Here is a 13204-nt window from a genome sequence, read left to right on the forward strand (position 1 = left end):
CCTCGTACTCTTTGATCATGCTGATGATCTGTTCGTCACTAAATCTGCGTTTCATAGTCCATCCTTTGCTTGGACGGATTGCTAACACCTCAGTGGCCTGATTTCAGGGGGCTGGGTCAGTTTTTTTGGAAAAAATGTGGTAGCAGGCTTCTTCAGCGCAGCCAGAAAGTGAGCAAGCACTCCAAGCGGACCTTCTGATTACTATATTAACGTTGTCCTTGGCGCCGTAACCCTTAATGTCACTGGGTAGGAGAGTGGGTACGTTGGACAAGAAAACTTTTTCTGAGCAAGACATTCGAAGCAAGTTTATCACGCCCGCGTTGCAAGCCAGCGGCTGGGATCTGCAAACACAGATCGGGGAAGAACGGCACCTAACGGCAGGTCGCATTATTGTGCGCGGCAAGCTGGTTGTTCGCGGCAAGAACAAGCGCGCTGACTATGTGCTTTTCTTAAAGCCGAACATTCCGATTGCTGTCGTTGAGGCCAAAGACAATAAGCATGCCGTGGGAGATGGTATTCAGCAGGCCATCACATACGCCAAAATGCTACAGGTACCATTTGCATTTTCGTCCAATGGTGATGGCTTCGTTTTTCACGACATGACCGGGCAGTCGCCGAATGTTGAAACTAACCTACCGATAGATAGCTTTCCATCTCCGGACGAATTGCTGAGAAGATACCAGACTTGGCGCGGTTTCACACCCGAAGCTCAGAAGACGGCCCTTCACGAATACTATGATGATGGAAAAACACCGCGCTACTATCAGATGAACGCGGTCAACGCTTCGATTGAGGCCATTTCCAAGGGGCAAGATCGCTTGCTCTTGGTTATGGCAACCGGTACCGGCAAAACCTTCACAGCGTTCCAAATCATCTGGCGCCTTTGGAAGTCCAAGACAAAGAAGCGCGTGCTGTTTCTGGCAGACCGGAATGTTCTGGTCGACCAAACAATGGTGAATGACTTCCGCCCCTTCATCGGGTCGATGGCCAAGCTGTCGACGAATGCGAAGACGATTGAGCGGGCAGATGGCACAAAAGAAGATCTGACGCTCGCCATGGACTCCAAGCGCCGCATCAACACAGCGTACGAAATCTATCTGGGCCTATACCAGGCGCTTACAGGCCCCAAAGATCACCAGAAGATCTTCAGGGAACTGAGCCCCGATTTTTTTGACCTGATCATCGTTGATGAATGCCATCGTGGAAGCGCCGCGGAGGATTCAGCCTGGCGCGAAATTCTTGAGCATTTTTCGAGTGCGACCCAAATTGGTCTGACGGCGACTCCAAAAGAAACGGAGTACGCCTCGAATATCCATTACTTTGGTGACCCGATCTATTCCTACACTCTCAAAGAAGGCATCGATGATGGATTTTTGGCCCCTTACAAGGTCATAAAGTGCCACATAGATCGAGACATCGAAGGCTACAGGCCCGAACGCGGCCAAACTGACCGCGATGGCAATGAGGTAGAAGACAGGCTCTACAATACAAAAGATTTCGATCGAACACTGGTGATCGATGACCGTACCAAACTTGTGGCGCAGCGGGTCACGCAGTTTCTCAAAGAAAGTGGAGACCGCATGCAGAAGACTATCGTCTTCTGTGTCGACCAGGAACATGCCGGCCGCATGCGCCAAGCATTGATAAACGAAAACGCCGACGAAGTTGCCAAAGATTCCCGATATGTCATGCGGATTACCGGCAACGACAAAGAAGGGCTGGACGAACTCGCAAACTTTATCGACCCAGAGGCCCCCTATCCGGTCATAATCACGACATCTCGGCTTCTCAGTACCGGCGTGGACGCACAAACCTGTCGCCTGATCGTACTAGACCGCGAAATTGGCTCCATGACCGAGTTCAAGCAAATCTGCGGTCGTGGCACTCGTGTCCATGAAGACACTGGAAAGTATTACTTCACCTTGATGGACTTTAGAGGAGCCACCAGCCATTTCGCCGACCCCGACTTCGATGGTGATCCCGTGCAGATTTATCAGCCGGGCCCAGACGACCCAATGACGCCGCCAGATGATCCGACGCCGACAGTTACCGAAGATGACGGCGAGGAAACGACCATCGTCGGTGGCGGTCCAGAGCCCGGCATCGAAGAGCCAGCCGGCCTTACCCCACCCAGTGGAACTGGCCCGCAGCCCAAGATCTACGTCGATGGCATTGGGGCGACGATCGTCAAAGAGCGGGTCGAATACCTCGATGCCGACGGCAAGCTGGTGACCGAAAGCCTCAAAGACTTCACCAGCAAACACCTCACAAGGCGCTTTGCAACACTGGACGATTTCCTGCGTCGATGGTCCGACGAAGATCGCAAGCAAGCCATTGTGGATGAGCTTCGCGAAGAGGGCCTCGACCTCGATCTCATCGGGCAGGAACTGGGCAAGGATTGGGATCCCTTCGACCTCGTCTGCCACGTGGCGTTCGGCGCAAAGCCACTCACCCGCCAGGAACGTGCCAACAACGTCAAAAAACGCGACGTCTTCAATCGCTACGGCGAACAGGCCCGCGCTGTTCTCGAAGCGCTACTCGACAAATATGCCGACGATGGTGTCCTCAACTTCGACGATACAAACATCCTGCAGATCAACCCCTTCTCGCAAATGGGCACACAGGTTGAACTCATGCGCGCCTTCGGCAAAAAGCAGGATTATCTGCAGGCCGTCCGTGACTTGCAAAACGCCCTCTACGACGAAAGCGCCTGACGAAAATGAGCACCCGCACCCTCGTGAAATCCATCCAGGACGTCATGCGCAAAGACGTCGGCGTCGACGGTGACGCACAGCGCCTGTCGCAGCTTGTCTGGATGTTCTTCCTCAAGATCATCGATGACCAGGATGAGGCGCTCGAATTCACCCGCGACGACTATGCCTCCCCGATCCCGGAGCACCTTCAATGGCGCAACTGGGCCGCGGACCCGGAGGGCATTACCGGCGACGACCTGCTCGATTTCATCAACGATCAGCTCTTCCCAACCCTAAAGGAGCTGCCCCGAACCAATGCCCGCGCCCGCGTCGTGCGGTCCGTCTTTGAAGACGCCTACAACTACATGAAATCCGGCCAACTCATGCGGCAGGTGATCAACAAGATCTCCGAGGTCGATTTCAACTCCCTCACCGAACGCCAGCATTTCGGCGACCTCTACGAACAACTCCTGAATGATCTGCAAAACGCGGGCAACGCGGGCGAATATTACACGCCCCGCGCAGTCACCGCCTTCATGGTCCAGCAGATTGACCCCAAACCGACCGAAAGCCTCATGGACCCCGCCTGCGGCACCGGCGGCTTTCTGACCTGCGCCATGCGCCACATGCGCGAGCAATATGTCAAACGCCCCGAGGATGAGGCGACCATGCAGGGCAACCTGCATGCGGTGGAGAAAAAGCCGCTCCCCCACATGCTCTGCACCACCAACATGCTGCTCCACAACATCGAGGAACCAGCATGGGTCAAGCATGACAACACCCTCGCCCGCCCGCTGATCAGCTGGACCAAGGATGAACGGGTGGACGTCATCCTCACCAACCCGCCCTTCGGCGGTAAGGAAGAGGACGGGATCGAAAACAACTTTCCCCAGTTCAAGACCCGCGAAACCGCTGACCTCTTCCTCGCCCTGATCATCCGCTTGCTCAAACCAAAGGGTCGCGCCGCTGTCGTCCTGCCGGACGGATCGCTCTTTGGCGAAGGCATCAAGACACGGCTCAAGGAACACCTGCTGAAAGAGTGCAACCTGCACACCATCGTCCGCCTCCCGAACTCGGTCTTCAAACCCTACGCCTCTATCGGCACCAACCTGCTGTTCTTTGAAAAGGGCACGCCCACCAAGGACATCTGGTACTGGGAACACCGCGTGCCCGAGACGCAAAAGGCCTATTCCATGACCAAGCCCATAAGGCTGGAGCATCTGTCGGACTGCGCCGCATGGTGGGGCGGGCCAGAGCGGGCGGGGCGCGAGGAAAGCGACCGCGCGTGGAAAGTGTCCATCGACACCGTGCGCGAACGCGGCTTCAACCTCGACATCAAGAACCCCCATGTGGTGGAGGAAGACCTCGGCAAACCCGAGGAGCTTTTGGAAAAGCTGACCGCGGCAGAGCGTGACGTGGCGGACCTGCGGGCAGAGTTGAAATCCATTCTGGAAGAGGCGCTCCTTCGATGAACGCGGAAGGGCTGTTTCGAGCGATTGGAGACGCACCAGATCACATCTCCGGCTTGAGAAAACTCGCGGTCGCATTCGCAATCGGTGGTGTCTTCGACGGTGACGACGACCAATCAATTGAAAGTCTGTTCCATCATCTCGAAGAGACCAAGGCGACACTACGTGGTCAGGGAAAACTTCCAAAAAAGAAGACGTCATTGGCGGTTCTGAAGGAGCACTTGCCGGATGCTTTTGGCGATCCAGAACGCTTTGTTCCTTTGGGGGAAGTAGCGAAAATCGAGAAGGGCAAAACCGGGATCAAACAAGCAAAGCCTGGCGATTACCCACTGGTTGTTACGGCGGCGGCTCGGGAAACCTGTGATCACTACGACTTTGATGCTGCCGCGGCGATCATTCCATTGGTCTCGTCCACCGGTCACGGGAACGCAAGTATCAATAGGCTTCACTACCAGGACGGTCAGTTTGCTCTTGGCACAATTCTTGTGGCGGTTCTGCCGCACGATCCAACGCTGACCTCAGCGCGCTTTCTGTTCGAATACCTCTCGGCCTTCAAAGAGGAACTGCTCGTTTCGCGAATGACAGGCACAGCAAATGTCACGCTCACAATCGGTCGCATAGCTGAGGTTCCTGTCCCGCTTTTGACGGCGCGCGCGCAATCGAAGGTCGATGAGCTTATGGGCCTGTGTGATCGGTTGGAGGCGGCGCGGGCGGCGCGGGAGGAGGTGCGGGACAAGCTCACCGCCGCCAGCCTCGCCCGTCTGACGGCCCCGGACGTGGGCAGCACGGACATCCCCGATCAGGTCACCGAGGCAAGCGGGGCGACAGGCACCACCCCCACAGCAATCGCCTTCCAAACCCACGCCCGCTTCGCCCTCGATACACTATCCGCCCTCACATCCCGCCCCGACCAAATCAAAACTCTCCGCCAAACCATCCTAAACCTCGCCGTCCGCGGCAAACTGGTGGAACAGGATTCGGCAGATGATCGGAACAACCAGTCCTCGCTACGTCCGGATAAAGAGGCCGAAAACTATGATCAGCGGAGTTTTGCTGAACGCGCGGAAAGCTTTGACCTGCCATCAAATTGGACAATAGAGCCGCTTTCGCGTGTTGCTGGGCGGATCGTGGATTGTCCGCATACGACGCCGAAATGGACTGAGAAGGGAGTCCTTTGCATAAAGACAAACCAAGTGCGTGCTGGCATACTCGACCTATCGGCGCCGACATATGTGAGCGAGGAGACATACCAAATCCGCATTGAGCGCCTGGAACCGAAAGCGGAAGATATTCTCTATATTCGAGAAGGCGGCGTGCTCGGTGTCGGATGCAGGATTCCTCCGAACACAAGGCTTTGTATGGGGCAGCGGCTGATGCTTATTCGCACAAACAATTCCATTGCGCCTATCTTTCTCGAGCTTTGTCTGAACTCACCTTGGATTGCGGATTTTGCGGCTAAAAAGACTACAGGTGGAGCTGCACCGCGCGTGAACATGTCCCTTGTGCGAGGCTATCCAATCCCTCTCCCACCCCTCGCCGAACAACACCGCATCGTGGCCAAGGTCGACGCCCTCATGGCCCTCTGCAGCAGGTTGGAGGCCGCCCTGACCACAGCCGACACCACCCGCACCCGCCTGCTCAACGCGCTGCTCCACGAAGCCCTCACCCCCGCCACCCCCATCCCCGAGGCCGCGGAATGACGACCGGGCAATCAAACCTCTTGGACAGCATCGACTTCCCGGCCGCCTATGCCCGCTTTCAGGACCTCATCACGCGCTACGACCGGCCCTTCACCCGTTTCGACGAGGGGCTTATCGCTGCGTGGGAGAGCTACAAGCCAAAGGTTCGCGATGTCGCGCTAACGCGTTTGCAAGCAGACAGCTGGACGCAAGACCAGATCGGTTCCGGCGAAATAATCGCCAAGGTCATCGACGCCATCGAGATCCAAGCAACCCACGGCGACCTCACCAACAATATGGTGTTCTGGCAGAACCGCTTCGGCCATGCGAACCGCGACCACCGCGCCCTGATCGAAGCTGCCACAACTGGAACGGGCCTCGCGTCGCTCGAAAGGCTGCTGTTTGAGCTCTACAAAGGCGACAGGCCCGACGGTGATGTATTCGAAGAGCTGAGCGAGTCCACCGGGGCAAAATACCCGTTGATGGCTTACCTGTTCTTTCTCAAGGATATGGACCGGTTCATGCCGATCCAGCCCACCGGGTTCGACCGCGTCTTTGCCGAGACCGGGTTTGAATTCCGCACTCTGAGAAACTGCACTTGGTCCAACTATTCGGAGTTCAACGCTCTGTTGAATGATCTTCGCAGGCCGATAGAGCAAGCAGCCGGATTGGAACATGTTCGGCTGATCGACGCGCATTCCCTGCTGTGGGTGTTCTCAACCCTATTGAAGATGGAAGCGAAGGGCGAACTGTCGGACGGCGCCACAGCTACTGAACGATACCTCGGGGCTCGGCATAAATCGATTGCGGAGATGAAATATTCGGTCGGTAAGACGGTCTTCAATTCGAATGGCCAGGTGGTCCCGACAAAAGTCAAAAACAAAGAACTCCGCATGACCGACGCAGAGCTGGACGACCTGCTGCCTGAATTGTTGGAAATCCAAGGTGACCGTTGCGCCATCACGGGTTTGCCGCTGCAATTTCGGGGGGCTCACTCCGACGAGAACATGCTGCCCTCTCTCGATAGGATCGATAGCAACGGACACTATGAACGCGACAACCTGCAAATCGTTTGCCGTTTCATCAACTTCTGGAAACAAGCATCTGATGATGGCGAGTTTAGGCGGTTGCTGAATGTGGTCCGGGACATAGACGGGGAAGAACAATGATTTTGGACTCACCAATCCCTGAAAAACACCAATCATTGGAGAAAGTAAGTGGGCACGGCATTCCGTTTGACCGGAGCACTATAAGCCCGACTTCTGCGCCTAACGAGGCCACCTAATGAGCGAGAATGTGGACTGGGCCAAAGCTACGCAGCATCTCGACGATCTTTACACCTCGTCGGATGGGCTTAAACGGATTTTCCCCGGTCGCAAGTTCACTCTCGATGGTCATTTGGTCGGCAGCATCGGCGAAGTGGTTGCGGCCCATATGTTCGATCTGATCCTCAATCCCGCCTCAACCCTTGGTCATGAGGCAACCGCGGCCGATGGCAGGAGTGTCGAAATCAAGCTGACCCAAGGCAAGGGAGTGGCCATACGCCATGAACCAGAACACCTGATCGTGCTGCACAGACCCAAAGGCGGTCCGATCCGTACGGTGTACAATGGCCCGAGTGCTGAGGTCTGGGAGGCGGCGGGCGAGATGCAGAGGAATGGTCAGCGGCCTTTTTCGCTCGGTCGCCTCAGCAAACTTGATGCAATTTTAGCCAAAGAAGCTTGGTTGCCAAGGAAACGCGAGGCTGTTGTTTGACGCCGTTTTGAACAAAATGCGGAAGGAAGCACGAATGTCTGAATTGCCCAAAGGGACCCAGATTTGGCTGCGCTCTTTCTACGGGTTTTCGCCCGAAGAAGACGGCTATGTGGGTTGGACGCAGGAGTCCGCGCGCGATCGCAAGCTTGAACAGTTGAACGACGGTGATCTGTTGATGATCTACGGCGCGTCCAGTGCCGAGACCGAGGCCGCTTTGCGCTCCTATGTGCTTGGTTTCGTCCAGATTGACGCTACCCCGATCCGCGACGTCGACAAAGCCTCCGACCTTGGGATGGCTCGCAAGCGGCAGGCCGGTTGGGACGACAAATGGAGCTATGCGATGCCCGTCCGCCGCGCGTGGCGGGCCGAGGAAAAGATGATGATCAGCCGGATCGCATTCAATTCCTACCGCGCTGAGGCAGGTCAAGCGCTGGCGGTTCACGGTGCAGCCTTGGATGCTGATGAAATCGGACAGGCCCTGAAGATCCGCGTGCGTGAGGTGAACGTTTTTGGGGAGCCGCCGGTCTCGGAAGAGCGCGCGATTGTTCTGCCCTTCGCAGATGTCTTCAAACCGTCACGCGCATTCCCGGGCAGTTTTGGGGAGAGGACATCAACCTTTGAAAATGGCGAGACTTTTGTCTATTTGTCGATATTCCAAGGCGACAGCAATGCTCTGCTTGGACGCAAGAAATCATTCTCAGACAAATCGGTCGCGTTGAAAGTCGGCGTGACGAATGACCCCAACCGCCGCCTTTCCGAGCTCAACGCTGGCTTGCCGCCGGCTGCAGTCGGAAAGTGGGGACCAATGATGACGTCCCAGCCTTTCCCTAACAAGGCAGAAGCCGAAGAGGTGGAGGCGCTTTTCAAAGAGCAGGCAGCGCAGACACTGGAAAGCCTCGGTGGCGAATTTTTCTGGGGCAGCCAGGATACCGCCGAATGCTTGTTTTGGGCGCTGCCCGGCATGTCGCGGTTTTAGTTCACTGCTACTGAAAACTATGTCAACCGCGCGCGCTCATGACGAGTGTCTCCTGAGAAAAACCGTAGCGCAACGTTGGGGGCGCGTCATAAACGGTAGGAATGCACTGTCGGTGCTTTTGACAAACTACTTCATCAAGTGATTGTTTCGTCATGACACACTTAGCCCATTGCCCGCTTAATCCTGACACGTTCCCTGCAGCTTTTGCATTGTTTGAGGCCGCCCAAGAACACAAACCGCGCGGTTCCCGCATGTCCGGTGCAACAATTGCCGCCCTCTGCTTGATGGCAACAGGTGAGGCACGCTTTGCGCGCGAAGCAGCAAAGGCTGCTGGAGTTACAGAGGAGAACTTTTCGCGCTCTCGCCGTTCAAAACATGGGAAAACGCTGGCCAAAACCCTTGTCCGCCTGTTTCGAGAAAACGCAGGGCAACGTGCCATCCATAACATCGTTGACTTGGCAAACCAGCGGAAAAACTTGAGCGTTGCCATGCGTGCGAACGAGTGGCTGGCAGCAATCAACGGGGTTGCACCTACAGCCAAGACCGAAGTGACCCACCTCAGCGAGGCTTCAGGGGCGGGTATGGTGATTGTTCATCCGGACGCGGCGACCCCTGAATTACTGGCACAGATTTTCCCCAAGCGAAAGGACGGCCCGACGCGCCACTGAGGAAATTAGCGGTGGCGTTTGGGGCATGTTGGCCCTAACGCAATACCCTCTGCGTGGCCGCTGGTGGCTCTTGGCGTGGTCCTTCCACGCTGTGGCGTTTCTGGCTATTCTCAACCGCGACGGACCAGTCTTTACCGAATCTCGGCGGTAGAGTGTGAGGCAATGATGGCGCGGTTGGAGAATGTGGTACTGAATACGCTGGCCGGTGTGCGCGAAGATGTGCGTGCTTTGCCACCGTCAATCTGAGTGGTCTGCTAGCTTGAGTTTTATAAACTGGCTGTGAATGAATAGTGCAAATTGAGCGCGCATCTGTGCAAAAAATTTGAGGCTAACGTAGAGAAACGTCCGGGTCCCCTCCATGTGCCCGCATTTCGCTTGCATGGGTCCAGGATCCTCTACAAAATCATAAAGCAAATGCTGGGATATCGTTCGACGTATTCAGTATTGGATGCGGGTCTGGTGGTGCAGAACAACGTCATGAAATAGCGCGAGCGCGGGCGGGTCTACGCTGCGGCCGAAAGACGCTTCGAGAATAAAGCTAAGAATTTGGAGTGACTTTGTAATGAGTGATTGGATTTGGAGTAGGTTGAAGCTGTTCGTCGTTATCGTCTCTCTCGCCCTTCAGTTTCCTTCTCTGGCTCAAGCCCAAGAATACGAGCATCTATTTCGAGATTTTGAAGCGAGCCAGCTTACGCGTAACGAAAAGCGATATCTGCAAGCGGCTCTTGCGTTTGAGGGGCACTATGTCGGCTTGTTGGATGGTGATTGGGGTAAATTAAGCAGAGAGGCGATAAGCCGATTTTCATTGAAGGAATTTGGTGCTCAAGCCGAAGAATGGCATATGGCCGTACTTGCGTTTAAGTTTTTTGAAAAATACGACAAAGCGGGCTGGGATTCGCGGTATTTTCCGGTGGCGGATATCAGCGTGATGTTGCCTCTTAAGGAGTTGCAAAGGGACCCTCCATCTGAAAACTTCGTGAACTTCCGGCATGTAAACAGTTCGTTGGCAGTTTCTATCGGTGTGCTAACGCAGTCAGTAGCAAATAACGTTCACCAATTCACTCAAGACTCGCATAGCAATAGCAAGCGCCCATACAGCGTTCGAAAAGACAATTTTGCTGTTACTGTAGCGACCCTTCGTGACGGAACGGTACTCTACACTCGTTCGAATTTTTTGAATGGTTTGTGGTCAACGGTAATGGTTTCTGCGCGGCGACAGGATAAGAACTTACTCTCCGCAGTCACTTCCAGTATTTCTATTGGCCGAGAGCAGTCCTTTGGATTGCATGAGGACGGAAAGCTCTGGGCGGTTATCCAAGATATTTTCGCTTTTCTGGAATCTCGCGAAGAGAGCGAGCTGGGGCGCTCAGCAGCTTTGTCCGAAACAAAAAGGCAGAGAGCCGCAAGCTATGGCTCCGGACTAATTGTGTCTGACGCTGGGCATGTTTTGACCAATGCCCATGTCATCGATGGTTGCAAAAGCATTTCGGTAGATGGCAATGCCGCTTTTTTAATTGACAGGACGAATGATGCCGATCTGGCTCTTCTAAAGACTCAGATGCCGAATGGAAAAGCGGCGGCTGTTTTCGCTGCGGAGCCCGCTAAGCTAAACTCTGATGTTACAGCAGTAGGTTTTCCATATGCTGGTATCCTTGGGGGACTGAATGTGACCAGAGGTTCAGTTTCGTCGCTTAAAGGTCTTTTAGGTGATGCAACCCGGATGCAAATCACTGCTCCGGTCCAGAGCGGAAATTCAGGCGGGCCTCTGGTGGCCTCTGACGGAGAGGTGGTCGGGGTCGTAGTCTCCAAACTGGATGCGAACGTTGTGGAGGAAGTGACTGGTGACATCCCTCAGAATATCAATTTTGCGGTGCGCGGGGAAATCGCCAAGCTTTTTTTGAGCCAAAATCAAGTTGACCCCAAACTAAGCTTTGCAGACGATGCTATTGCGCCTGAAGAACTCGCTAACAAGGTCTCTCGCTTTACTGTTTTTGTAGAGTGCAAATAAGGGGGAGGATCGACATACTGTGGTATGAAGTGTGGTTTGTTGCTCTTTGTATAAATGAAAAATTGTTTATTAACATGATTTTATCTATAAAATTAGGCGGTTCCTCGGTCCGCCACTTCCCAAAAAACCGAAGATGCGACGCCTTCTACTGTGTAGGTGAGCAGATGTGTTTTTGCGCAGCCCACGCATTGAGTTTCTAGGGGCATTCTTCGATCGAAGCCTTAAACCGACATCCTCTGGCAGCAGGATGTCGTGATTGATAAATTTTGCTGATCCGTTTTGTATACACCTTGTATATCAAAAATACCTTCGAGATTCGCTTTGCCCAAAACCTCCGAACCTCCAAAGATTGCGTTGGCCAATCATCTCAGGACTTCGATCCTGACGCTGCGCTTGGCTCCGGGTGAAGATTTGGACGAAACCGCGTTGACGGATGTCTTTGGCTTGTCGCGGACACCGCTGCGCGAAGTCTTCAGAGAGCTTGCGGGAGAAGGGTATCTGGAAATCCGTTCAGGGCGGGGCGCCCGGGTTGCTGAAATGTCCCACACCACGTTGAGAGAGTTCTTTCTTGCGGCTCCGATGATCTACGGCGCGGTTCTCCGACTTGCAGCGGACAATGCATTGCCAAGGCAAATCGAACAACTTCGGACGTCACAGACAGTGTTCAAGCAGGCACTGCGGTCCGGATCCTCGGCGGAACGCGCTTTGGCGAACACACGGTTTCATGAAATCACGGGTGAGATGGCGCACAACGTTTACCTGCTGCCCTCCTTCCGCCGCCTGCTTATTGATCATGCCCGCATTGGCATGACGTTCTACGAGCCGCAGAACAATCAGATGGCGGACAACCTGACCGCGGCCAGTGACCAGCATGACGCAATCATCACGGCCATTGCAGAAGGGGATGCCCATGTGGCTGGCGCACTGGCCGATGAACACTGGCAACTGTCCCGGGATCAGATCGAGATGTTTGTAATGCCCACTTCGCTGGACGTGCCCCTGGGCACGCTTCCCCAGTCAATCGCCTGAGGCTGTCATGACTCCATTGTTCAAATTCGAAGGCATCTACACTCCGGTCGTGACCCCGTATCACGAGGATGGACGACCAAACTGGGATGCTCTGGCTGACGTGATCGATTTTTTGATCGACAGCGGTGTGCATGGTCTGATCTCCGGCGGATCAACTGGAGAGAACTACGCACAAAGTGTATCCGAGCGTGTCGAGGTCGCGCGCTTTACGCACCAAAGAGCAAATGGGCGGCTGCCTTTTGTAATGGGAACCGGTGCGATGCTGACCAGCGACTCTATCGCGCTGGCCGAGGCCGGGCGTGACATGGGCGCTGATGCGATCTTGCTCGCCAGCCCGCCCTATGCGGTTCCGACCGACCGTGAGAATGCTCTGAATGCTCTTGCGATCGACAAGGCAGCGGGCTTGCCCGTCATGCTGTATAACTACCCTCATCGCACGGGCACGATGATGGGCGAAGAGTTTCTGGACCGCGTCGGGCGCAGTCGTAATTTTTGCGGTATCAAGGAAAGTTCCGGCGACATAAATCGCGTACACTTGCTGGCCCGTGACTACCCGCATATCGCGCTGGGCTGTGGCATGGATGATCAGGCCCTTGAGTTCTTTGCCTGGGGCGCGCCGTTCTGGGTTTGCGGCGGGTCCAACTTTTTGCCGCTGGAACATATCGCCCTTTATGAAGCCTGTGTTCTAGAGGGCGACTTTGCCAAAGGGCGCCGTATCATGAGCGCTATGCTTCCTTTGATGCGGGTGCTGGAGCAGGGCGGCAAGTTCATCCAGACAATTAAACACGGCGTGACCATGACGGGCATTGATGCCGGCGCAATGCGCGCGCCCCTGCGCGGCCTGAACAAAGATGACAAACGCGCTTTGGAACAGGTGGTGCGTGTGTTGAAACGGACAATTGCCGATATCGTGGCGGAGGGTTGATC

At 55.0% G+C, this 13204-nt stretch carries 10 protein-coding genes; all 10 read left to right on the top strand.

Annotation, left to right across the window (positions count from 1 at the left end; all coding sequences use genetic code 11):
- The first annotated feature begins 263 nt into the window (after positions 1-263).
- The 10 genes from hsdR (at position 264) to PFY00_RS15895 (ending at position 13202) form a co-directional block, all read left to right on the top strand.
- Positions 264-2714 (top strand): EcoAI/FtnUII family type I restriction enzme subunit R, encoded by a 2451-nt coding sequence (gene hsdR, locus PFY00_RS15850; protein ID WP_408648472.1) that lies wholly within the window; start codon positions 264-266, stop codon positions 2712-2714.
- A gap of 5 nt (positions 2715-2719) precedes the next feature.
- On the top strand, positions 2720-4165 hold the full coding sequence (locus PFY00_RS15855; protein ID WP_271433570.1) for a class I SAM-dependent DNA methyltransferase: 1446 nt from the start codon (positions 2720-2722) through the stop codon (positions 4163-4165).
- Positions 4162-5862: a restriction endonuclease subunit S gene (locus PFY00_RS15860; RefSeq protein WP_271433571.1), complete on the top strand. Its 1701-nt coding sequence runs from the start codon at positions 4162-4164 to the stop codon at positions 5860-5862. Before PFY00_RS15855 ends, PFY00_RS15860 begins: the two co-directional genes overlap by 4 nt.
- On the top strand, positions 5859-7010 hold the full coding sequence (locus tag PFY00_RS15865; protein WP_271433572.1) for a hypothetical protein: 1152 nt from the start codon (positions 5859-5861) through the stop codon (positions 7008-7010). Before PFY00_RS15860 ends, PFY00_RS15865 begins: the two co-directional genes overlap by 4 nt.
- Positions 7011-7125: 115 nt before the next feature.
- Positions 7126-7596 carry a DUF6998 domain-containing protein gene (locus PFY00_RS15870; protein WP_271433573.1) on the top strand — a complete coding sequence of 157 codons (471 nt, stop codon included), beginning with the start codon at positions 7126-7128 and terminating at the stop codon, positions 7594-7596.
- A gap of 34 nt (positions 7597-7630) precedes the next feature.
- Positions 7631-8572, top strand: a complete 942-nt coding sequence (locus PFY00_RS15875) for a GIY-YIG nuclease family protein (protein WP_271433574.1) — start codon at positions 7631-7633, stop codon at positions 8570-8572.
- Between the two features lie 251 nt (positions 8573-8823).
- Positions 8824-9240, top strand: coding sequence for a hypothetical protein (locus PFY00_RS15880; RefSeq protein ID WP_271433575.1), 417 nt, complete (start codon positions 8824-8826; stop codon positions 9238-9240).
- Between the two features lie 562 nt (positions 9241-9802).
- Complete coding sequence (locus tag PFY00_RS15885; protein WP_271433576.1) at positions 9803-11248, top strand: S1 family peptidase; 1446 nt, start codon at positions 9803-9805, stop codon at positions 11246-11248.
- A 354-nt stretch (positions 11249-11602) separates the two neighbouring features.
- On the top strand, positions 11603-12277 hold the full coding sequence (locus tag PFY00_RS15890; RefSeq protein WP_271433577.1) for a GntR family transcriptional regulator: 675 nt from the start codon (positions 11603-11605) through the stop codon (positions 12275-12277).
- A gap of 7 nt (positions 12278-12284) precedes the next feature.
- Positions 12285-13202: a dihydrodipicolinate synthase family protein gene (locus PFY00_RS15895; protein WP_271433578.1), complete on the top strand. Its 918-nt coding sequence runs from the start codon at positions 12285-12287 to the stop codon at positions 13200-13202.
- Positions 13203-13204: the final 2 nt, after the last annotated feature.

The organism is Thalassococcus lentus, from assembly GCF_028023555.1.
Taxonomy (GTDB): domain Bacteria; phylum Pseudomonadota; class Alphaproteobacteria; order Rhodobacterales; family Rhodobacteraceae; genus Thalassococcus_A; species Thalassococcus_A lentus.

What these genes read in the sequence shown, in the direction of transcription:
- PFY00_RS15885 (WP_271433576.1), top strand. Translation starts at nt 9,803, where the DNA reads ATGAGTGATTGGATTTGGAGTAGGTTGAAGCTGTTCGTCGTTATCGTC.
- PFY00_RS15875 (WP_271433574.1), top strand. Translation starts at nt 7,631, where the DNA reads ATGTCTGAATTGCCCAAAGGGACCCAGATTTGGCTGCGCTCTTTCTAC.
- PFY00_RS15860 (WP_271433571.1), top strand. Translation starts at nt 4,162, where the DNA reads ATGAACGCGGAAGGGCTGTTTCGAGCGATTGGAGACGCACCAGATCAC.
- PFY00_RS15880 (WP_271433575.1), top strand. Translation starts at nt 8,824, where the DNA reads ATGTCCGGTGCAACAATTGCCGCCCTCTGCTTGATGGCAACAGGTGAG.
- PFY00_RS15865 (WP_271433572.1), top strand. Translation starts at nt 5,859, where the DNA reads ATGACGACCGGGCAATCAAACCTCTTGGACAGCATCGACTTCCCGGCC.
- PFY00_RS15855 (WP_271433570.1), top strand. Translation starts at nt 2,720, where the DNA reads ATGAGCACCCGCACCCTCGTGAAATCCATCCAGGACGTCATGCGCAAA.
- PFY00_RS15895 (WP_271433578.1), top strand. Translation starts at nt 12,285, where the DNA reads ATGACTCCATTGTTCAAATTCGAAGGCATCTACACTCCGGTCGTGACC.
- PFY00_RS15870 (WP_271433573.1), top strand. Translation starts at nt 7,126, where the DNA reads ATGAGCGAGAATGTGGACTGGGCCAAAGCTACGCAGCATCTCGACGAT.